Here is a 22,060-nt window from a genome sequence, read left to right as displayed (position 1 = left end):
ATGGACCCGCGGCACGGCCTGCATCCCGGCCCCCGTCCTGGCCCCGGTCTTGGCCCCGACCCTGGCCTGAGCGCCGGCTTGCGCCAGGCCTTGCCCGAATGGTGGCCGGTCATGCTGGGCCTGGCCCTGCTGTTCGGGCCGACGTTCCGCGACCTGTTCAGCGGCGCCTGGATCGGCGAAGAGCAGGGCCATGGACCGATCATTTTCGCCTTGTCCCTGTGGCTGATCTGGCGCAAGTGGCCCGAGGTGCGGGCGGCCAGCGCGCCGCCGCGGCCGCACTGGATCGGCTGGGCGGTGCTGGTGTTCGGCCTGGGCATCCACCTGCTGGGCCGTTCGCAAAAGATCCTGATGTTCGAGGTCGCCTCGATCCTCGCGGTGCTGGCGGCAACCGTCCTGCTCAAGCTGGGCGCGCGCGCCCTGCGCCTGCTGTGGTTCCCGTTCTTCTTCATGCTGTTCATGGTGCCCCTGCCGAGCGAGCTGGTGGCGGCGGTGACGATGCCGATGAAGATGGCCGTGTCCTGGGCCACCGAACACCTGCTGTTCGCGGCCGGCTATCCGATTTCGCGCTCCGGCGTGGTGCTGCAGATCGGCCAGTACCAGTTGCTGGTGGCCGATGCCTGCGCCGGCCTGCAGACCCTCCTGACCCTCGAAGCGCTGGGCCTGTTCTACCTGAACCTGATGCGCCATCCGTCGGCCTTTCGCAATCTGGCGCTGGCGATCCTGATCGTCCCGGTCTCGTTCACCGCGAACGTGATCCGCGTGATCGCGCTGACCCTGATCACCTATTATTTCGGCGATGCGGCCGGGCAGGGCTTCCTGCACGGCTTTGCCGGCATGGTGCTGTTCGTGACGGCGCTCCTGATGATCCTGGCGCTCGACGCGGCCCTGCAGTGGTTCATCAAGCGCCGCGAGCAGCCGCGCCATCCCGGCCACGGCCGGCCAAACCCGCCAAACTCGCCGAACTCGCCGAACTCGCCGAGTCCACTGCGCGGGGGCGTCCGATGAAACCGGCGCGCCGCCACCTGGCCGTCAGCATCGTGCTGGGCCTGGCCATGGCCGCCACCTCGGCGCTGACCGGGGCCTTGACGCCGGCGCCGCGCGCGCCGCTGCCGCACGAGCGCTTCAGCCTCGAGCAGATGATTCCGCAACGCTTCGGCGCCTGGACGGTCGACCCGGGCGTCGTGCCCCTGCAGCCCGACCCGGAGCAGCAGGGCGTGCTCGCGAAGATCTATGACCAGACCCTGTCGCGCACCTATATCGACGCCCACGGCCAGCGGGTGATGCTGTCGATCGCCTATGGCGGCGACCAGAGCAGGGCATTGCAGCTGCACCTGCCCGAGGTCTGCTACGTGGCCCAGGGCTTCGAGCTGGTCGAGGACAGCGAAGACCTGCTGCCCACCCGCCATGGCCGCTTGCCGGTCAAGCGCCTGGTGGCGCGCCTGAGCGAGCGTAACGAGCCGATCACCTACTGGATCACCATCGGCGACAAGGCGACCAAGGCCGGCATCCAGCAAAAACTGCGCCGCCTCGCCTACGGCCTGTCGGGCGAGATCCCGGACGGCATGCTGGTGCGGGTATCGACCATCGGTTCCGACGAGCATGCCGCCTGGCGCGTGCAAGACCGTTTCGTGCTCGACCTGCTCGCGGTGCTGGCGCCGGGAGACCGCGCCCACCTGATCGGCGCCGACACCGTGCGCGCCACGGCCGACGCGTCCCGCGCGACCGGCAGCGCGCGCCACTGACCCGGCAACGGCGCGGCGATGAACGACATCCTGCCCTATATCTATTATTCGCTGCCGTGGCTGTTCGTCATCGGACTGTCGCTCGCGGCCGTGCTGGGGATCGGTGTCGGGATGGTCTGGCCGCGTTTCCTGGTCTATCCCTATCTGCTGGTCTTTTTCTGGGTCAATTCCACCAGCTATGGCAACCTGGCCGTGTTCGCGTCACGCAGCATCTACAGCCGGGGCTCGGGCATGCTGTTCTTCGGCGTGGTGCTGTGGTACGTGCTCGGCGCCTGGCTGTGCGCCCGCCTGTCCGCCAGTTTCATGAATAACTGCATGAACGGCAGCGCAAACAACTTCGCGCCCGGCCGGCCGCGCCAGGCCGCGCCGGCCTGCAATCTGCGGCCCTGGTTCCTGGCCTGGGCCGTCCTGCTGGCCGCCCACGTCGGCGTCGGGCTGGCCACCGGGGTGCCGCTGGCCGAGTCGCTGGCGCCGTCGGGCTTCTCGAACATCGTCTGGATGGCGCCGCTCGTCTCGCTGATGCTGCTGGCCTTCCGCACCCGTGAGCAGGCGCTCGAGCTGGCGCGCTTCATCATGCTGGCGGGTCTGGCGCGCGCGCTGTTCGGCCTCGGCCGCTGGGCGGTATCGGGCGGCGACCCGAACAATGTGTATGCCAATATGAACGCGATCCAGATCCGCCTGACCTTCTTCGACATCAACGACAGCCTGCTGTGCACGCTGGCGTTCGCGATCGCCGCCGTCGCGCTGTTCCAGGCGCCATCCGGCGCGGCGACGCCGGCGCAAGGCCGGCCGTGGCGCGCGCTGGCCTGGGCCACCCTGCTTGCCACCACGCTGTGCGTCGTGCTGTCCTATCGCCGCACCGCCTGGATCGGCTTCCTGCTGGCGTTCGCAGTCGTGCTGTGGCGCTTTCCGCCCGCGCGCCGCCTGCAGCTGGGCCTGGCCGCCATGCCGCTGGCCGGCGCGGCCATGGCCTTCGTGGCGGCGCGGCGCCTGGCGCAGACGCGCGCGGCAGGCGAGGCGGGCGAGGCGGGCGGCGGCGGCGGCGGGGTCGGTGGTCTGTTGTACGACATGCAATCGCGCCGCTTTGGTCCGGAAAGCGAACGGGTGCTGGAACTCAAGCTGGCCTTCGCCGACTTCCTGGCGCACCCGCTGGCCGGCATCGGCGCCTGGGGCCGCTACCATGGCTACCAGGCGATTTCATGGCAAGGCAACCCGGACGGCGGGCTGTTCCTGCACAGCGGGGTGCTGCACATCGCGCTCAAGAGCGGCCTGCTCGGCACGGTGCTGCTGGCCGGCACCATCGTCGCCTTCGTCGTGGGCGCGCGGCGGGCGCTGCGCAGCCTGCCGCCCGAGCTGCTGGGCCTGGGCGCGGCCGGGGCGGCGGGGCTGGCGTTCATGATTCCCGACCTGCTGATCGGCACGCCGTTCCCGCAGGTGCGCACCACCCAGATGCTGGCTTTATGCCTGAGCCTGCCTTACCTGGCGCTGGCGGCCGCGCAAGAAGCGGCGCAGCGGCCGTCCGCGCAGCGGCCGGCCTGGCAGCGCGCGCCGCGGCGTCCAGTGGCGCCGGCGTGATGAAGCTGCGCCTGGCCCGCAACGCCTGGTCCAACCTGCTCGGGGCGGCGGTCCCCGCGCTGGTGATGCTGGGCACGGTGCCGCTGGTGGTGCGAGGCCTGGGCGAGGCCGGCTATGGCGTGTACTCGCTGGTGACGGCCATCGTCGGCTATTTCGCGGTGATCGACATCAACCTCACGGCCGGTTCGGTCAAGTACATCGCCCAGCACCGGGCCAACGGCGACGCGCGGCAGGTCGCCGAGACCCTGTCCTTCGGCCTCGCCACCTATGTCGCCATCGGCCTGCTCGGCGCACTGGGCATCTGGCTGAGCGCGGCCTGGCTGGTCGAGGCCGTGTTCGCGGTGCCGGCGGCCTTGCGCCTCGAGGCGGGCGCGACCCTGGAACTGGCCGCGCTGGCGTTCTTGTGCGGCCAGTTGCAGATCTACCTGAACAGCGTGCCGCAGTCGCTCATGCGCTACGATATTTCAGGCCGGCTCGAGATGGCGTTCGGGACGCTGGTGCCGCTGGCCACGGTCGGCGTGCTGGCCCTGGGCGGCGGCCTGTTCGAGGTGGTCCTGCTGCGCGTGGTCGCGAGCGCCATCCACGCCCTGGTGCTGTGGCGCGCCGTCCGGCGCCTGCTGCCGGACTGGCGCTGGCGCTGGCCGGGCGCCGGCGTGCGCGCGGCCCTGCTGCGCTTCTCGGGCTGGACTTTCCTGTCGCGCTTCGCCGCGCTGTCGTACGCCCACGCCGACAAGCTGGTGATCGGGGCCCTGGTCGGCGTCGCCGGCCTCGCGTATTTCACGGTCGCCGCCACCCTGGCCAACCGCGTGCTGGGACTGAGCTTTCGCCTGTCGGCCGTGGCCTTCCCGGCCGCCAGCGCGCTCGCGGCCAGGGGCGAGCTGGCGCGCCTGGACGCGGTCTACCTCAAGGCGACGCGCTACGTGGCCTACCTGAACGCGGCAATCCTGGTGCTGCTGACCGTGTTCGCCCATCGCATCCTGGGCTACTGGATGGACGCCGCCTTCGCGCGCCACGGCGCCGCCATCCTGGCGCTGATGGCCTTGTCGCAATTCGTCGATTCCCTGACCAGCCTGCCGTCGCTGGTCAACGACGGCATGGGCCACCCGCGCGTTTCGGGGCTGTTCGCCGTGGTGCGCGCGCTGGCCGGGCTGGGCATGGTCTACGCCGGCGTGGCCGGGTGGGGGATCCTTGGGGCCGCCTGGGGCCACCTGGCCACCTCGCTGCTGTTCGCCACGGCATTCCTGGCCTATGTCCATGGCCGCACCGTCCCGACCCCGCTGCGGCGCCTGCTGGTCCATGGCTATGTACCGGGGCTGGCCGGGATCGCGCCCGTCGCCATCGCCGCCGGCGCGGCCGAGGCCCTGCTCGACGATAGCCTGGGCGCCTTCCTCGCGATCCTGGCCGCCACCGTGCTCCTGCTGGCCCTGCATGGAGCGCTGTTCGTGATCGAGCGCGGCGACCGCAACCTGGCCTGGGCCCGCCTCAAGACGCGCTGCCAGCCGGCGCGCGCCAGGGCCGGTTGAGGATGGCCGGGGCGCTGAACTCAAGTAGCGCCATGCATGTCCAATCATGTGCGATGGCGGACAGTCGACATCACCGATTCGGCACCTTCGGCGGCAGCGTGACGGTCGGGCCATGCACCGCGCCAGCGCACGGGCGTATCTCCCGCGTTTCGAGCGAAAGGGTGCTGTCAGGACGCCTTGCATGTCGCCACGGTACATTCGCCTCGAGGGCACGGCAGTCGTCCTGCCCGAGAGCTCACGTCTTTGATAGCGGGGGTGAGGCATGCGCATCCTGATGGTGTCCGAGGATCTGCCAGGCGAACAAGTGGGCGGCCTGGGCAAGCACGTGGTGACCCTGGCCAACCGCCTGCTGCACGAGGGCCATGCGGTCGAGATCCTGGGCCGCGCCGACCGGCCCTCGGCCGACCCCGCGCGCCAGATCGGCTTCTCCGGACGCTTCCGGCCCGGTTTCGCCATCGTGCGTCCCGGCTGGAAAGAGGCGCAGCTGGGCATCTTCAATCCGCTCAAGCGGCCCTGGTTTGCGCGCCGCATCGCGCGCGCCATCGATGCCCACGCCGCCGGCTTCGACGTGGTCCACTACCACGGCCACCTGCCGATGACGGGCCTGTACGTCCGGGACGGCATCAACTTCGTGCAGACCCGCCACGACCAGGGCAGCGAATGCCTGACCCACCTGCGCTTCGTCGGCGACGCCGTGTGCGAGCGGCTGGCGCCGGGCGCCTGCACGGCGTGCAGCGCGCGCCACGCCGCCCCGAGTCCCGGCCTGGTGCGCACGGCGCTGACGGCGCTCGCCGTCAGCGGCTACCGCAGCCAGGCCGCGCGCGCCTTCGCCCGCCACAAGACGGTGTTCGTGTCCCACTTCCTGCGTCGCCGTTTCCTGCGCGCGGTGCCCGATGCCGACCTGGCGCGCAGCCGCGTGATCCACAACCTGGTCGACTATTCCTCGCTGCGCGCGCTGGCCCTGGCCGCCCCGGCGCCGCAGGCAGGAGAGGTGGTGCTGGCCGGCAGGATCGACACCGGCAAGGGGTTCGCGGAATTTCTCGACGCCGCCGCCGGCCGCCTGCCGGCCCATACCCACTTGACCGTCGTCGGCGACGGTCCGCAGCGCGCGGCGCTCGAGCGGCGCCATGCCGGTCCGCAGGTGCGCTTCCTCGGCTGGCAAGACCATGCCGCCACCCTGGCCCTGGCCGCGCGCGCCCACCTGTGCGTGGTGCCGTCGTTGTGCGAGGAAGCCTGCAGCACCACGGTGCTCGAAGCGCTGGCGCTGGGCCGCGGTTGCCTGGCGCTGGCGCGCGGCGGCACGCCCGAGCTGGCCCAGTACGCCCAGTATCCGGGCCAGCTGGCGCTGGCCCGCACCATGCCGGCGCTGGTCGGGCGGCTGGCGCGCCTGCTCGCGGCGCCGCCGCCACGCATTGCGCCGCCGGCCGACTTCGGAACCGACGCCGCCCGCCTGCTGCCCACCTTACTGGAGCTGTATGCCGAACCAACCGACCTTCTCGATCGTCACCTGCACCTGGAACAGCGCGGCTACGCTGGCTGACACGCTGGACTCGGTCCAGGCCCAGACCTGCCGCGACCTCGAGCACATCTTCGTCGACGCCGGCTCGAGCGACGCCACCCTGGACATGATCGCCGCCTATCCCGGCGCCAAGCGCGTGCTGCGCGACGTGCGGGGCGGCATCGGCCACGCCATGAACCAGGGCATCGCCGCGGCGGGCGGCCGCTACGTCGCCCACCTGCACTCGGACGATTACTATGCCGGCCCTGCGGTGCTGGCCACGGTCGGGCGGCGCATCGAAGAGTTTGTCGGCATACATGGCGACGGCGATGGCGACGGCGGCTGTCCGCCGGCCTGGGTGGTCGGCAACATCCAGGTGCTCAAGGAGGGCCGCCTGCTGCCGCCGAACGCGATGCCGCCGTTCTCCTACCGCTCCTACGCCGCCGGCCGCGCCTGGGTGCCGCACCCGGCCGTGTTCGTGCGGCGCGACGTGTTCGCCATGGTCGGCGGCTTCGACGAGCGCCTGCGCTATGCGATGGACGTCGACCTGTGGCTGCGGCTGGGGGCGCTCAGCCGGCCGGCGCTGGTCGATGCGGTGCTGGCCGTATTTCGCGACCATGCCGGCAGCGTCTCGTCGCGCAACCGGATCGCGGCGCGGCGCGAGGAATTCGCCGTGCGCCGGCGCCATGCGGGCAAGGCGCCGCTGTCGTTCGGCATCTATTGCCTGCGCTACCTGAAGCGCATGCATGCCTTGCGCCGTCTGCAACGCAGCGCGGATGGCCAGGCGCAAAGCTAGCGCATGCTCCCAGTTATCGCACAGTCTTTCCACATCGAGCACGACAGTTACTGGACAGAACATCCTGTTCACCAAATGTTAAATCTGTCGTGTTGGATTCGTGCGAATGCAGGGCGCGAAAGCAAATAAACCTCTTGTTTCCTTGGGGAAGTTGATTTTGTTCAAAAAAACCTGCGGTAACATTGTTCCCGTCAAGCAAGCGTCGCCCGACGCCTGCAGCAGGTATCGATCCAGCGCCCGATCGCGGCGCGATCCCTGAACAATTCTCGTTCTCTCGGAGCTTCAGCATGAATTTTCACCGGAAAGGTCTGGTCCACGCGTTGGCGCTGGCGTCGCTCTTCGTATGCATGAGCGCGCGCGCGGACTGGGCCCAGTCCCCCGATCCCCTGGTCGTCCAACCCAGCCCGGATTTGAACCAGGTCCAGGCCCAGAATCCGCCCGGATTCACCTGGGCTCGCCACGCCAACGGCCCCGCCGCCTACGAGCTCGAGATCACGCCGAGCGGCGGTGCGCCGAGCAAGGTCGTCACCGAGCGCAACTGGTACCTGCCGCCGAAGGCCCTGGCCCTGGGCAAGTACACCTGGCGCGTGCGTCCGGTCGGCAGCGACGACTGGTCGACGCCGCGCGCCTTCTCGATCACCAGCAGGTCGAACCTGTTCGAGGTGCCGGACAATGCCACGCTGCGCGCGCGCATCACGGCCAAGGCGCGTCCGCGCGCGCTGCCGTCGTCGTTTACACCGTATGCGAGCTGGAACAGCGCCAAGCGCGCCGAACTCGACCCCTACGTCAGCCGCATGATGAACGAGATCAAGCTGCAGATTAACGCGGTGCCGGCGCTGAGCGATGCGCGCTGGCCGATCGTGATCAGCTCGCCGCTGACGGCCGCCATGGCCAGCCAGCAGACCGACATTCGCCAGCGCATCAACGAAGCCAGCCGCCAGCTCGAGGCCGCGGCCGTGATGTGGCGCATGAAGGGCGACCGCCTGTTCCTCGACGAAGCGCTGCGCCGCGGCGACCAGATGGCCGCGCTCGACCCGAAAGGGCCGACCAGCTACGCCAACCAGGACCAGGCCACGCGCCAGATCTCGGTTTCGCTGATCAAGGCGATCGACATCCTGGCCGCCGACCTGGACGCGCCGCGCCGCGCGCGCTGGCTGAACACGGTCAGGATCCGCGCCGAGGAAATCTACGGCAACCTGGCCGGCGACAACGGCCGCCTCGACCAGTATCCCTTCGATTCGCACGGCAACACGAGCCTGATCTTCCTGTCGCTGATCTCGACGCTGGCGCTGGGCGACATTCCCGAGGCGCAGAAGTGGTTCGACTTCTCGTTCCGCGCCTATGCCAACTCGCCGTCGCCCTGGAGCGGCGAGGAGGGCGGCTACGCCAACGGCACCGCCTATGCCGAATATGCGGCCGGCTACCTGGTCGCGCTGTGGGATCCGATGTCGCAGGCGTCGGGCGTGAATTTCTATGCCAAGCCCTGGGCCCAGGGCCTGCTCGACTTCGCCACCCAGTTCACGCCGCCGGGCTCGCGCGTGCACGCCTTCGGCGACGGCTCCGAGACCAAGCCCGACACCCGTGTCTGGCACGCCTTCGGCTCGCGCATGGTGTCGCCGCGCGCGGCCTGGTACGTGGCCAGCCTGGGCGGCACCGAGGATACGCTGAGCCTGCTGCAAGCGCCGTACCCGATGCCGATCAAGGGCACCATGACCAAGACGCCGCCGACCAACTCGGCCTATTATCCGAGCATCGGCTGGGCCTCGATGCACACCGACATCGGCTCCAGCAGCCGCACCTCGCTGTACTTCAAGTCCAGCCCCTACGGTTCGTTCAACCACAGCCATGGCGACCAGAACGGCATCCTGCTGTCCAGCGCGGGGCAGCCGCTGCTGGTCAAGGCCGGCTGGTATGACTGGTACGGTTCGCCTTACTGGAGCGACTGGTATCACCAGACCCGTTCGCAGAATGCGATCACCTTCGACGGCGGCAAGGGCCAGCTGGTGACGGGCTACCGCGAACAGCTGCAGCGCAACGGCAAGATCACCGGCTTCGCCGCCCAGCCCGCCTACGACTTCGCCGAGGGCGACGCCACCGCCTCTTATGGCGGCCAGCTGACCATGGCCAAGCGCCAGGTCTGGCACCTGCGCAATGCCGGCAATGCGATCCTGGTGCGCGACCGCCTGGCCAGCACGATCGCCCGCACCTACGAGTGGAATATCCACACCCCGGTCATCATGACGGTGGAGAACGCGCAGAACGTCAAGGTGTCGGCCGGCGGCCAGTCGCTGTGCCTGCGCTCGCTGAACGCGGACGCCAGCTTCGCCAAGTGGATCGGGCCGGGCGCCAAGGTGAACGTGATCGAGGACCACGGCGCCTTCTACCTCAAGAACGATGGCAAGTCGAGCGCCGAGTTCCTGGTGCTGCTCGACGTCGGCTGCAAGAAGCCGCCGGTCAGCATCGCCACCTCGGGCACCGTGCGCACCGTGACCGTCGCCGGCCAGAGCGTGACCTTGAACTAATAGCCTGGCGCCTAGGTGGCGCGCTCGATTCATGCGCGATGCTAGTCTGGCGCGCATGAGTGGAGCCGCGCTCGCCGATGAAACAGGTGTTCCTGATCTGTGCGCACAAGGACATGGACCAGCTCAACAGGCTGATCGGGCAATTGTGCGATCCCGATTTCCTGGTCTATGTGCACCTGGACCGCAAGAGCGCGCTCGACCCGGCGCGACTGCATCCGCATGCCCGCCTCGTGCGCGAGCGGGTCGCCGTGCGCTGGGGCGACGTGTCCCAGGTCGAGTCCACGCTGGCATCGATGCGCCAGATCCTGCCTGAAGCCCCGGATTTCGACAAGCTCATCCTCCTGTCGGCCCAGGACTTCCCGCTGTTGCCGAATCCATTGTTGAAAGCCGAGCTGGCAAGGATGCGCGGTTACGAGCTGATCGAGACCGCGCCGATTGCGGCCCATGGCTGGCGCGTGATGCATCGTTATGCCTATTTCCATCGCGACGGCGGCATGCTGGCCGAACGACTGGCCTGCGCCGCCGCCAACCGCGGCCTGCGCCTGCTGCGGCGCACCCGGCATCTGCCAGACGGCTTTGTCCCCTATGGCGGCTCGTGCTGGTGGAGCCTGTCACGCGACTGCGTGCGCGCGCTGCTGCGCCTTGCCGACGCACATCCTCGCCTGCTGCGTTTTTGCCGCAGCGTGCAGTCGCCCGACGAGCTGTTCTTCCAGACGCTGGTGATGCGTTCGGAGTTCGCCGATCGTGTGTTGCCGCATAATTTTCGCTACATCGCGTGGCCGGAAGGCGGCGCCTGCCATCCGAAGGTGCTCGACGAAGGCGACTTCGAGCGCGTCAAGGCCTCCGGCGCCCACTTCTGCCGCAAACTGGACAGTCACGCCAGCGCCGCCTTGTTCCCACGCCTGCTGGCATGGAAGCAAGGCCGGCTGGCGTGACGCTGTTGGTCAGAAAGTGATCTTGATCTCGCGCGCGCTGAAGGTCGCTTCGCCGTGGTACACGGCTTCGATATTGTTACCGTCGGGATCGATCACGAAGGCGCCGTAATAGCCCGGGTGATACGGCCGTTCGCCCGGCGCGCCATTGTCCTTGCCGCCGGCCGCCAGCGCCGCACGGTAGAAGGCGTCGACCATGGCGCGGTCGCGCGCCTGGAAAGCCAGGTGATGGCGGCCGGTCAATTGGCCCTGGGCCGCTTCGCTGTCCGCCGTCGAGACGAACAGCTCGTCGGCCCAGAAATAATCAATGCCCGAGCCGGCCAGCGGGATGCCCAGCACCTCGAACACGGCCGTATAAAACCTGCGTGAAGCGGGCAGGTCGCGCACCACCAGCTGGATGTGGTCGATCAGGCGTCCGCGGTAGATCTCCATCGTTTCCATCAGGCTCTCCTCGTGAAGGTTGGCTGCGCTGCCGATTATACGAAAAGCGCAACGGCATGCCGCGTCTTTACGCAGGCGCGAACGGCCGAGCGTGGCGACACGGATCTTGCATGGATGGCATGATTTGCTCGAAATCGAACCGGACAAAGGATGGAGGAATGCAAGTGTGGTGGACACAAAGCTGGCTGACGATACAGCGTGAATTTTCCGACCTGGGCAATGCCGAGGATGTGACCGTCATCGTGGTGCGGCTGCTGGTGGCCGCCCTGGTGGGTGGGATGTTGGGTTACGAGCGCGAGACGGTCGGCGCCTCGGCCGGCCTGCGCACGCATATGCTGGTCTCGGTCGGCTCGGCCTTGTTCGTGCTGATCCCGCTGCAGGCCGGGATGGAGGTGTCGGACCTGTCGCGCGTGCTGCAGGGCGTCACCGCCGGCATCGGCTTCCTGGGCGCCGGCGCCATCCTCAAGCAGAAGGAACAGAACGACATCCGCGGCCTGACCACCGCCGCCAGCGTCTGGATGACGGCCGCCATCGGCGTGGCCGCCGGCATGGGCCGCGAAGCCACGGCCATCCTCAGCGCGCTGTTTGGCCTGGTGATCCTGTCCATCCTGCGCGCGCCGGCCAAGAAGGCGGGCGAATACGGCCAGGACGACCGCGACGCCGGACGCTAGCGCGCAAGTCTGCGATAGCTGAAACGTTTGCGCCGGGCGCCGGTCTAGTATCGTAGGTCCCACCCATCGATACGAGGCGCCATGCGCAAGCCGTGTTCCATCGCTTTCATCGTGCGCGACCCCTTGCCGCCGGTGCGCGCCGACCTGCTGACCCTGTTCGGCGCCGAGATGCCGCGCCATGGCGTCGATAGCGAGCTGGTCGGCCAGTCTGGCGGCGCCGGCCCGCCGGAGTGGGGCGGCGGCGGCATGCACGCCGTCGGCAGCCTGGGCAGCCGTTACGCCAGCGTGCTGGCGCCCGCCTGGGACCTGCTGGGCCTGGCGCGCGCCTGGCGCCGCCGCCGGCCGGACGGCATCCAGGTGCGCGACAAGATCGCGTCCGGGCTGCTGGGCCGCCTGGCCGCCGCCGCGCTCGGCGTGCCCTTCCTGTACTGGATGTCGTTCCCGATCGTCGAAGGCTTCGAGGCGCGGCGCGACGAGATCGCGCGCCGAGGTCGCGGGCCGCGCTGGCTGGCGCATGCGGCGCGCGCCGCCGCCTCGCGCTGGCTGCTGTATCGCCTGGTGCTGCCGGGCGCGCGCCATGTGTTCGTGCAGAGCGAGGCGATGGCCGACTGGCTGGCAGGCAAGGGATTCGCGCGCGCGCGCATGACGGCGGTGCCGATGGGCGTCGACCTCGCGCTATGCGCGCGCGGGCGCATCGCGCCCAGCCTCGATCCGCGCCTGGATGGACGGCGCGTGCTGCTCTACCTGGGCCGGGTCGCGCAGGCGCGCGGCTCCGGCTTCCTGCTCGACGTCGTCGAGCAGCTCGCCGGCGACGTGCCCGATGTCCTGCTGGTGATCGCCGGCGACGCCCCCTCGGGCGACGAAATGGCCTGGATGCGCGCCGAGATCGCGCGCCGCCAACTCGAAGGGCTCGTGCTGCTGACCGGCTGGCTGCCGCGCCAGGCGGCGCTCGGCTATGCGGTGCGGGCCGAGGTCGGCCTGTCGCCGATCCCGCGCGGCGTCCTGTACGACGTTTCTTCGCCGACCAAGCTGGTCGAGTACCTGGCGCTGGGCATCCCCGGCGTGGCCAACGACATCCCGGACCAGGCCCGGGTGCTGGCCGAGAGCGGGGCCGGGCTGTGCGTGCCGATGGAGGCGCCGGCCTTCGCCGCCGCCGTGCGCCGCTTGCTGCACGAACCCGGCCTGGCCGCCGCCTGTGGCGCGCGCGGGCCGGCCTGGGTCAGGGCACACCGCAGCTACGCGATCCTGGGGCGGGTGGTAGCCGAGGCCTATGCCGGCATCCTGGCCGGGCGGGGCGCCTGATGGATGCGCGCACGCTCGCGCTGGCGCTCAGGTCGCTCGGCCGCCTGCTGGCGCGCGGCCTGCCGGCGCGGCTGCTGGTGCTGCCTTCTCTCACGCGCAACGAGCGGTCCGGGGCCGTTCTCAACGCCTACGTGGCGCGGCGCGCGCGCCGCCTCGGCGTGCAAGTGCCGCCGGACGCGACCCGGCTGCACGCGGTGCCGCCCGGCGCCTTCCTGCTCGCCAAGCCGGCCCTGCGCCAGGACCCCGCGCGCCACCTGCGGCCGCGCCGCTTCGGCTCGCTGCTGCGCAACACGATCCGCACCAGCGGCACCTCCGGTTCACCGCTCACCCTGGTGCAGTCGCTCGGCGCCGTGATCCGCGAAGAAGCTTTCATCCAGCGCCAGCTGCGCTGGATCGGCTGGCGCCCGGGGCAGCGCCGCGCCTGGATCCGCGGCGACCTCGTGTGCGACGAGCGTCCCCATGACGGGCGTTACTGGCGGCGCGACCCGGTCGGCAGGCTGCTCGTGATGTCGTCCTATCACTTGTCCAACGCGACCATCGGCGCCTATGTGGCGGCGCTGGAAGCCTTCGATCCGGTGGTGATCCACGCCTATCCATCCTCGGTCGGCGCCATCGCCCACTGGCTGGAGGCGGCCGGGCGCCGCTATGCGGGCCGGGCCCTGCGCGGCGTGATGACCTCGTCCGAGACCCTGGAGCCGGACGTGCGCGCGGCCGTCATGCGCGTCTTCGGCGTCGTCGTGTACGACTGGTATGGCCAGGCCGAGCGGGTCGCCGCCATCGGCACCTGCGAGCACGGCCGCTACCACCTGCTGAGCGACTACGGCGGCGTGGAGTTGCTGGCGCTGCCCGACGGCAGCAGCGAACTCGTGGGCACCAGCCTGAATAACGCCGCGATGCCGCTCGCGCGCTACCGCACCGGCGACACCGTGCGCGTGGGCAAGGCGGATCCTTGCCCCTGCGGGCGCGTGTTTCCGACGCTCGATGCCGTGATCGGACGCCAGGAGCGCATCCTCACCTTGCCCGATGGCCGCATGGTGGCGCGCCTCGACCGCGTGTTCCAGGGCAGCGGCCTGCGCCTGCTCGAGGGCCAGGTGCGCTACCACGGCCAGGCCCGCTTCACCTTGCGGGTCGTCGCGGCCGACGGTTTCGGCAGCGGCGACGAGGCCGCCCTGCGCGAACAATTCCTGCGGCGGGTGCCCGGTGCGCAGGTGGCGGTGGAACGGGTCGAGGCCATTCCGCGCGGCGCCAACGGCAAGTTCGAGTTCATCGCCGTCGACGGTTGAATCGTGCGCGAGATTCGACAATTTGCCATGTATGATCGTAAATATTGTCCCTTTCATAAGTGCATGAACCCCATGATCAGGATTGCGACACATTTCTCAAGGGCGCCTGCATGAACGCGGCGTCCCCTCGCGTGTTGATGGTTGGAACCGCGCTGGGGGGCAGGGGAGGCATCGCAAGCATGGTCGAGGTGCTGCGCATCGACGGCCTGTTCGAGCGTGAGCGCATCGCCTATGTCGCGACCCACGCCGAGGGCCGCCGCCTGCATAAACTCGGCAGCGCACTGCGCGGCCTGTGGCGCACCGGGCAGGCCTGCCTCGGCGCCGGGCGCAAGCCTGGCATCGTCCATGTACACGCCGGATCGCATGCCAGTTTCCTGCGCAAGTCGCTGGTGCTGCTCATGGCGCGCAGGGGCGGCGCGCGCACCGTGTTCCACCTGCATGGCGGCGGCTTTCGGCACTACGCGCTGGTGGAGGCCGGGCCGTTGCTGCGGCGCTGGATCCGGCACACCCTGGAGGCAAGCTCGCGCGTGATCGCGCTGTCGCCCGCCTGGGCCGCCTGCGTGCGCGAATGCGCGCCGCGCGCGCGGGTCGAGGTGCTTGCCAATCCGGTGCGCCTGACGGCGCCGGCGGCGCCTGGACAGGCCGAAGCCGGCCGCATCCTGTTCCTGGGCCGCCTCGACCCGGCCAAGGGCGTGGACGAGCTGCTGCAAGCCTGCGCCGCCCTGGCCGCGCGCCACCCGGGGCTGCATCTGGTGCTGGGCGGCAGCGGCGACCTGGACTGGGTGCGGCGCCGCGCCGCCGAACTCGGCGTCGCCAACCGGGTCGAGACGCCGGGCTGGCTGGACGCCGCCGCGCGCGATGCGCAGCTGGCGCGCGCCTGGCTGTTCTGCCTGCCGTCCCATGCCGAAGGCTTGCCGATGTCGGTGCTCGAGGCGATGGCGGCGGGGGCGCCGGTGGTGGCCACCCGGGTCGGCGGCATCCCCGAAGCGCTGGCCGACGGCGCGCGCGGCCTGCTGGTCGCGCCGCGCGACGCGGCGGCGCTGGCCTGCGCCATCGGACGCCTGCTGGACGACGCACGATTGCGCGCGCGGCTGGCGTGCGCGGCGCGCGCCGCCGTCGAGCGACACTACGCGGCCGGCGTGGTGTGCGCCAGACTGTCCGCGCTGTACGCGCAATTGCTTGAAGAGAACGCGATAAGCGCGCAATGAGGGGCGATGAAAAAACGGTGAGGGAAAATCGATGAACGCAACAGTACGCATGGCGTGGCTGGTCAACCGGCTGCGCTGCATGTCGGTGCCGGAACTGGCTTACCGGCTGCGCCAGGCGGCGACGATCCGCCTGGCGCGCCGCTCGGTCGGCCGCGCCGCGCCGCCGCCGCTGCCGCGCACCCTGAGCCTGGGCGTGCGCGGCGCGCCGGCGTTGGCGCGGACCGAGGTCGAGGCGCTGCTGCTCGACGCCGAGCGTATCGAGGCGGGCCACGTGGTGCTGTTCGCCGAACGCCGCTTCGACGTCGGCGTGCCGACCGCCTGGAACCGCGATCCCGAGACCGGCGTCGTCGCGCCGCCGCTGTACCGCGGCGACATCGCCATCGGCGACCGCGAACTGGTGGGCGACATCAAGCACGTGTGGGAACTGAACCGCCACCTGCACCTGGTGACGCTGGCCCAGGCCTGGGCCCTGACGGGCGAGGCGCGCTGGCTGGACGCGCTGGCGCACAACCTGCGCAGCTGGTTCGAAGCCTGTCCGCCGCTCACGGGACCCAACTGGACCAGCTCGATGGAACTCGGCATCCGCCTCGTCAACTGGAGCCTGATCTGGCAGCTGGTGGGCGGCGAACACAGCGCCCTGTTCGAGGGCGATGGCGGGCAACGCCTGCGTGCCGACTGGCTGGACAGCATCCACGCCCACTGCCGCACCATTGCGCGCCACCCGTCGCGCCATTCCTCGGCCAACAACCACCTGATCGCCGAAATGGCCGGCCTGTACGCCGGCGCCGTCACCTGGCCGTGCTGGAAGGAATCGAGGGACTGGGAAGCCCAGGCGCATCGCGAACTGGAGCACGAGGCCCAGGCCCAGTTCTCGCGCGACGGCGTCAACCGCGAGCAGGCGTTTGCCTATCATATGTTTTCCTGCGAATGCCTGTTCGTGGCCGGACTGCTGGGCCAGGCGCACGGCCAGGCGCGCGGTCAGGCGCGCAGCCGCCCCTTCTCGCGCGCCTACTGGACCGTGCTGCAGCGCGCGCTGCGCTTCCTGCGCTCGGTGCGCGACGTCGAGGGCGGCCTGCCGATGGTCGGCGATGCCGACGACGGCTGCGTGTTCCGCCTGCACGCCGGCACCGGGCGGCCGGGCCCGGACCGCGCCGCGCAACTGCTGGCGCTGGGCGACACCGTGTTCGGCGGCCAGCCCGACCACCACCCGGGCGTGCGCTGGCTGCTGCACGCGCTGCCGGGCGGGCGGCCCGACTGCGATCCGCACGAGGTCGAGTCCGGATGGTCCTTCCCCGACGGCGGTTACCTGCTGTTCGGCAACCACTTCGGCGAGGCCAACGAGATCAAGGGCGTGCTCGACTGCGGCCCGCTGGGCTATCTCGGCATCGCCGCCCATGGGCACGCCGATGCGCTGGCCCTGAGCCTGTCGGTGGCGGGCGAAGCCTGCCTGGTCGATTCCGGCACCTACTCGTACTGGCAAGACCAGAAATGGCGCGATTACTTCCGCGGCACCTCGAGCCACAACACCGTGCGCGTCGACGGCCTCGACCAGTCGGCGTCGGGCGGGCGCTTCATGTGGCTGCGCAAGGCGCGCGCCAGCATCGAGCGCATGCCGGCCTCGCCCCAGGAATTCGACTTCCGCGGTTCGCACGACGGCTATGCGCGCCTGCCGGACCCGGTGCTGCACCTGCGCAGCGTGCGCTTCGACGGCGCCAGCAATACCCTGACCGTGCGCGACGAGGTCGCCGCAAGGAAGCACCACAAGGTCGAGGCCTTCTGGCACTTCGCACCCGGCCTGGACGTGCGCCTGACCAGCCACGGCCTGTCGGTGCGCGGCAAGCGTTTCGTGCTGCAGATGCAGGCCAGCGGCGAAGACCTGCATCTCGAGCTGGTGCGCGGCGCCGAGAATCCGCCGCTGGGCTGGTATTCGGCCGCCTATGAATCGAAAACGCCGTGCGAAGTGCTGCGTATCACGACCGTATCGTCCGCCGTTCCCATCGAATGCAGGTTTACAATCACCTTTATCGATGATAAATAATTAACATCAGGAAACGTCACGCACCGGACCGGAGGCACGCATGAACGAGCGCGTCACGTTGTTTGGTTGTAATATAGATAATGTTTCAATGGAAGAGACCCTGGAGCGGGTCGAGGGTTTCGTGCGCAGCGGGCGGCCACACCAGCATGTGGTGGTCAATGTCGACAAGCTGGTCAAGGCCAGCCGCGACGAGGACCTGCGCCGCATCATCAATGAATGCGACCTGGTGAATGTGGACGGCATGCCGGTGGTGTGGGCCTCGCGCCTGCTGGGCAAGCCGCTCAAGGAAAGGGTCGCCGGCATCGACCTGTTCGAGGCCCTGATGCGGCGCGCGGCGCAGAGAGGCTGGCGGGTGTTCCTGCTGGGTGCGCGCGCCGACGTGGTGCGCGAGGTGGCCGCGACCTATGCCCGGCGCTATCCTGGCCTGGTGCTGGCCGGCGTGCATGACGGCTACTGGCAGGGCGAGGGCGCCGAAGCGCAGGTGGTGCGCCAGGTGCGCGAGAGCCGGGCCGACCTGCTGTTCGTGGCGATTTCCTCGCCCAAGAAAGAACAGTTTCTCGGTCTGTACCAGGCCGAGATGCGGATACCGTTCGCGATGGGTGTAGGTGGGAGCTTCGACGTGGCGATCGGCCGGGTCAAGCGGGCGCCGGCCTGGATGCAGATGGCCGGGCTCGAGTGGTTCTTCCGATTCCTGCAGGAACCGCGCCGGATGTTTCGGCGTTACTTTATCGACGACATGGCGTTTCTCTGGCTCCTGATCAAGGAAGCGGCCAGAACAAACGACTAAAACTGGGATCACGGCGCAGCAGCACGTCGCTGCGCCGACAAGAACAAAGGGCCGCAACCGGTCCATGGGGCATCAGATTATTTATTAACAGAGAGCGAAAGACATGAAGATTCTGGTTACTGGCGGTGTGGGCTATATCGGGTCGCATACTGTCGTCGAACTGCAGAACGCCGGTCACGACGTGGTCGTGGTCGACAACCTGTCGAACGCTCAGCAGTCGGTCTGCGAGCGCGTCCGGCGCATCACCGGCAAGCCGTTCGCCTTTGTCCAGGCCGACATCCGCGACCGCTCGGCCATGGAGGCCGCGTTCGCCGAGCACAAGCCCGAGGCGGTGATCCACTTCGCCGGCCTGAAGGCGGTCGGTGAATCGGTGGCGCAGCCGCTGCGCTATTACGACAACAACGTCAACGGCAGCGTGGTGCTGTTCGAGACCATGGCCAAGTTCGGCTGTAAATCGCTGGTGTTCTCGTCCTCGGCCACCGTGTACGGCGATCCGGCGTCGGTGCCGATCCGCGAGGATTTCCCGCTGTCGGCCACCAACCCGTATGGCCGCAGCAAACTGATGATCGAAGACATCCTGCGCGACCTGGCAAAGGCCGAGCCCGACTGGCGCATCGCACTGCTGCGCTATTTCAATCCGGTCGGCGCCCATGAAAGCGGCCTGATCGGCGAAGAGCCGAGCGGCATCCCGAACAACCTCGTCCCCTACATCGCCCAGGTCGCCAACGGCCAGCGCGACAAGCTGTCGGTGTTCGGCGGCGACTACGATACCCCGGACGGCACCGGCCTGCGCGACTACATCCACGTGGTGGATCTCGCCATCGGCCACGTCAAGACCCTGGATCGCCTGAACAAGGGCGCGGGCATCGTCACCTACAACCTCGGCACTGGCCGGGGCAATAGTGTCTTGGAAATGGTGCGCGCCTTCGAAGCGGCCAGCGGGCGTCCGGTCGCCTACCAGATCGTCGACCGCCGTCCCGGCGACGTGGCCAAGTGCTACGCCGATCCGGCCCTGGCCCGCGAGGAGCTGGGCTGGAGTGCCGAACGTGATGTCGCTCAAATGTGCGCTGACGTATGGCGCTACCAAACCACAGCCAAATAATGCAAAGGATAGTCTAATGAAAGCCATGATTCTCGCCGCAGGCAAAGGCACACGCGTCCGTCCGCTCACCTACGACCTGCCAAAACCCATGATCCCGATTCTGGGCAAACCCGTGATGGCTTACCTGATCGAACACCTCAAGAAAAATGGCGTGTCCGAAATCATGGTCAACGTCAGCTGGCTGCATGAAAAAATCGAAGAGTATTTCGGCGAAGGCGAGCAGTTCGGCGTCCAGATCGGCTACTCCTTCGAAGGCTATACGAAGGACGACGGCGAAGTCGTCCCCGAACCGATCGGCTCGGCCGGTGGCATGAAGAAAATCCAGGAATTCGGCGGCTTCTTCGACGACACCACCGTGGTGCTGTGCGGCGACGCCCTGATCGACCTCGATCTCAAGGCCGCGCTGCTGGAGCACCGCCGCAAGGGCGCGATGGCCACTGTCATCACCAAAGAAGTGCCATGGGACAAAGTTTCGTCGTATGGCGTGGTGGTCTCGGACGAGCAGGGCCGCATCCTGGAATTCCAGGAAAAGCCGAGCCAGCAAGAGGCGAAGTCCAACTTCATTTCCACCGGCATCTATATCTTCGAGCCAGAAGTCATCGACCTGATCCCGTCGGGCGTGCCGTTCGACATCGGTTCCGAGCTGTTCCCGCTGCTGGCCGAGCGCGGCCTGCCGTTCTATGCCCAGGGCCGCCCGTTCAACTGGCTCGACATCGGCACCATGGGCGATTACTGGGAAGTGCTGCAGTCGGTGATCACCGGCGAGGTCAACAATATGGACGTGCCCGGCATCCAGATCAAGCCAGGCGTCTGGGTGGGCCTGAACACCAGCATCGACTGGGAAGGCACGACCATCGAGGGTCCCGTCTACATCGGCTCCGGGGTGAAAGTGGAAGCCGGCGCCCGCATCGTGGGTCCGACCTGGATCGGCCACGGCAGCCATATCTGCGAAGGCGCCGAGATCGTGCGCAGCGTGCTGTTCGAGTACACCCGCGTGTTGCATGATGTAACATTGAATGAAATGATTGTCTTTAAGGAATATAGTGTCGACCGAAAAGGCGAAATGAAACACGCTTCCGAGTATTCTTCGGAGGAATGGCTCAATGCACGCGACCGTCGCCGCTCCCGGCGCAAGGAAGTCGCGGACCACGACACCAACGAGTTAGAGAAAGAGAAAGTCAGCGCATGAAGATCTATCCAGTCATCCTTTCCGGCGGCGCCGGCACCCGCCTGTGGCCTCTGTCGCGCAAGGTTTTGCCGAAGCAGTTGCTGCCGCTGGTTGCCGACAAGACCATGCTGCAGGAAACCGCCTTGCGCGTGGCCGGTTGGCCGGAGATGATGGCGCCGCTCGTTGTGTGCGGCAATGACCACCGCTTCATGGTGGCCGAGCAATTGCGTGAAGTGGGCATCACGCCGCTGGGCATCCTGCTCGAGCCGGTCGGCCGCAACACGGCGCCGGCCGTGGCCGCCGCCGCCCACCACCTGCAGGCGATCGACCCCGAGGCCGTCATGCTGGTGCTGCCGGCCGACCACGTGATCCAGAACGGCGAAGCCTTCCGTGAAGCGGTCGACCGCGCCACCCGCCTGGTGGCCAAGGGCGCGCTGGCGACCTTCGGCATCGTGCCCAATGCGCCGGAAACCGGTTACGGCTACATCCGCCGCGGCGAGCAGGTGGACGAGTGCGGCGAATGCTACAAGGTGGCGCGCTTCGTCGAGAAGCCCGACGCCGCCACGGCCGAAGGCTTCCTGGCCGAGGGCAGCTACTACTGGAACAGCGGCATGTTCATGTTCGCCGCCGCGCGCTACCTGCAAGAGCTGGAGCAGCACGCGCCGGCCATCGCCAGCGCCGCCAGCCAGGCCATGCACGCGGCCTACCGCGACCTCGATTTCTGCCGCCTCGACGAGAGCGCGTTCTCGGCTTGCCCGTCCGATTCGATCGACTACGCGGTGATGGAACACACCCGCGACGCCGCCGTGGTGCCGGCCGATATCGGCTGGAACGACGTCGGTTCGTGGTCGGCGCTGTGGGAAACCCAGGCCAAGGATGCCAACGGCAACGCCCAGCGCGGCGACGTCTACCTGGACGGCGTCAAGAATTCGCTGGTGCGCGCCGAAAGCCGCATCGTGGCGGTGGTGGGCCTGGAAGACGTGGTCGTGGTCGAGACCCAGGACGCGGTGCTGGTCACCTGCAAGAGCAAGGTGCAGCGCGTCAAGCAGGTGGTCGAACACCTGGCTTCCAAGGAGCGCACCGAGCACCTGCACCACACCCGCGTCTATCGTCCATGGGGCCACTACGAGGGCATCGATGCGGGCGACCGTTTCCAGGTCAAGCGCATCACGGTCAAGCCGGGCGAGAAGCTCTCGCTGCAGATGCACCACCACCGCGCCGAGCACTGGGTCGTGGTGTCGGGCACCGCTCGCGTCACCTGCGGCGATACCGTCAGCCTGCTGTCCGAGAACGAATCGACCTATATCCCGATCGGCATGAATCACCGTCTGGAAAACCCGGGCAAACTGCCGCTGCACATCATCGAAGTGCAGTCGGGCAGCTACCTGGGCGAGGACGACATCGTCCGCTTCGAGGACATCTACAAGCGCGCCTGAGTCCTCCGGCCGCGCGCCTGGAACTTGTCCAGCAAC

The 22,060-nt window shown here is 68.6% G+C and carries 18 protein-coding genes; 17 read left to right on the top strand and 1 reads right to left on the bottom strand.

Translation table 11 applies throughout. The annotated features are described in order from the left end of the window. The 8 genes from xrtB to LO55_RS25330 all read left to right on the top strand — a co-directional run bounded on the left by xrtB (nt 1) and on the right by LO55_RS25330 (nt 10,591). Complete coding sequence (xrtB, locus tag LO55_RS25365; RefSeq protein WP_071363603.1) at nt 1-1,005, top strand: exosortase B; 1,005 nt, start codon at nt 1-3, stop codon at nt 1,003-1,005. Further along, on the top strand, nt 1,002-1,742 hold the full coding sequence (gene epsI, locus LO55_RS25360; RefSeq protein ID WP_071363602.1) for an exosortase-associated protein EpsI, B-type: 741 nt from the start codon (nt 1,002-1,004) through the stop codon (nt 1,740-1,742). Before xrtB ends, epsI begins: the two co-directional genes overlap by 4 nt. Before the next feature lie 18 nt (nt 1,743-1,760). After that, nucleotides 1,761-3,317, top strand: coding sequence for an O-antigen ligase family protein (locus LO55_RS25355; protein ID WP_071363601.1), 1,557 nt, complete (start codon nt 1,761-1,763; stop codon nt 3,315-3,317). Next, complete coding sequence (locus LO55_RS25350) at nt 3,317-4,840, top strand: oligosaccharide flippase family protein (RefSeq protein ID WP_071363600.1); 1,524 nt, start codon at nt 3,317-3,319, stop codon at nt 4,838-4,840. Before LO55_RS25355 ends, LO55_RS25350 begins: the two co-directional genes overlap by 1 nt. A 262-nt stretch (nt 4,841-5,102) precedes the next feature. Further along, nucleotides 5,103-6,380 carry a glycosyltransferase family 4 protein gene (locus LO55_RS25345; RefSeq protein WP_071363599.1) on the top strand — a complete coding sequence of 426 codons (1,278 nt, stop codon included), beginning with the start codon at nt 5,103-5,105 and terminating at the stop codon, nt 6,378-6,380. Beyond that, complete coding sequence (locus LO55_RS25340; protein WP_083415562.1) at nt 6,316-7,134, top strand: glycosyltransferase family 2 protein; 819 nt, start codon at nt 6,316-6,318, stop codon at nt 7,132-7,134. Before LO55_RS25345 ends, LO55_RS25340 begins: the two co-directional genes overlap by 65 nt. Nucleotides 7,135-7,421: 287 nt before the next feature. Beyond that, entirely contained in the window at nt 7,422-9,656 is a 2,235-nt protein-coding gene (locus tag LO55_RS25335; protein ID WP_071363598.1) for a heparinase II/III domain-containing protein, read from the top strand. Nucleotides 9,657-9,733: 77 nt separating this feature from the next. After that, on the top strand, nt 9,734-10,591 hold the full coding sequence (locus LO55_RS25330; RefSeq protein ID WP_071363970.1) for a beta-1,6-N-acetylglucosaminyltransferase: 858 nt from the start codon (nt 9,734-9,736) through the stop codon (nt 10,589-10,591). A gap of 9 nt (nt 10,592-10,600) precedes the next feature. On the opposite strand, the gene LO55_RS25325 is transcribed toward LO55_RS25330, so the two are convergent. Then, a complete protein-coding gene (locus tag LO55_RS25325; protein WP_071363597.1) occupies nt 10,601-11,029 on the bottom strand; it encodes a VOC family protein in 429 nt (142 codons plus the stop codon). Between the two features lie 158 nt (nt 11,030-11,187). Here LO55_RS25325 and LO55_RS25320 point away from each other — a divergent pair, with 158 nt between their 5' ends. The 9 genes from LO55_RS25320 to LO55_RS25280 all read left to right on the top strand — a co-directional run bounded on the left by LO55_RS25320 (nt 11,188) and on the right by LO55_RS25280 (nt 22,024). Beyond that, nucleotides 11,188-11,700 carry an MgtC/SapB family protein gene (locus LO55_RS25320; protein WP_071363596.1) on the top strand — a complete coding sequence of 171 codons (513 nt, stop codon included), beginning with the start codon at nt 11,188-11,190 and terminating at the stop codon, nt 11,698-11,700. 81 nt (nt 11,701-11,781) lie between these two features. Continuing rightward, the gene (locus LO55_RS25315; RefSeq protein ID WP_071363595.1) at nt 11,782-13,002 is read left to right on the top strand and encodes a glycosyltransferase; all 1,221 of its coding nucleotides are present in this window, start codon (nt 11,782-11,784) and stop codon (nt 13,000-13,002) included. After that, nucleotides 13,002-14,285 (top strand): phenylacetate--CoA ligase family protein, encoded by a 1,284-nt coding sequence (locus LO55_RS25310; RefSeq protein WP_071363594.1) that lies wholly within the window; start codon nt 13,002-13,004, stop codon nt 14,283-14,285. Before LO55_RS25315 ends, LO55_RS25310 begins: the two co-directional genes overlap by 1 nt. 137 nt (nt 14,286-14,422) lie before the next feature. Then, complete coding sequence (locus tag LO55_RS25305; RefSeq protein ID WP_229410235.1) at nt 14,423-15,493, top strand: glycosyltransferase family 4 protein; 1,071 nt, start codon at nt 14,423-14,425, stop codon at nt 15,491-15,493. A gap of 31 nt (nt 15,494-15,524) precedes the next feature. Continuing rightward, entirely contained in the window at nt 15,525-17,531 is a 2,007-nt protein-coding gene (locus tag LO55_RS25300; protein ID WP_071363592.1) for a heparinase II/III family protein, read from the top strand. 40 nt (nt 17,532-17,571) lie between these two features. After that, the gene (locus LO55_RS25295) at nt 17,572-18,318 is read left to right on the top strand and encodes a WecB/TagA/CpsF family glycosyltransferase (RefSeq protein ID WP_071363591.1); all 747 of its coding nucleotides are present in this window, start codon (nt 17,572-17,574) and stop codon (nt 18,316-18,318) included. A gap of 103 nt (nt 18,319-18,421) precedes the next feature. Further along, nucleotides 18,422-19,420 (top strand): UDP-glucose 4-epimerase GalE, encoded by a 999-nt coding sequence (galE, locus tag LO55_RS25290; RefSeq protein ID WP_071363590.1) that lies wholly within the window; start codon nt 18,422-18,424, stop codon nt 19,418-19,420. 16 nt (nt 19,421-19,436) lie between these two features. Beyond that, the gene (locus tag LO55_RS25285; protein ID WP_071363589.1) at nt 19,437-20,609 is read left to right on the top strand and encodes a nucleotidyltransferase family protein; all 1,173 of its coding nucleotides are present in this window, start codon (nt 19,437-19,439) and stop codon (nt 20,607-20,609) included. Beyond that, the gene (locus LO55_RS25280) at nt 20,606-22,024 is read left to right on the top strand and encodes a mannose-1-phosphate guanylyltransferase/mannose-6-phosphate isomerase (RefSeq protein WP_005669198.1); all 1,419 of its coding nucleotides are present in this window, start codon (nt 20,606-20,608) and stop codon (nt 22,022-22,024) included. The genes LO55_RS25285 and LO55_RS25280 overlap by 4 nt, the downstream gene beginning before the upstream one ends. The last annotated feature ends 36 nt before the right edge of the window (nt 22,025-22,060 follow it).

It is taken from the genome of Massilia timonae (assembly GCF_001866515.1).
GTDB lineage: Bacteria > Pseudomonadota > Gammaproteobacteria > Burkholderiales > Burkholderiaceae_D > Telluria > Telluria timonae.
The sequence above is the reverse complement of the archived record's forward strand: the minus strand, read 5'-3'. Positions and strand labels throughout refer to the sequence as shown.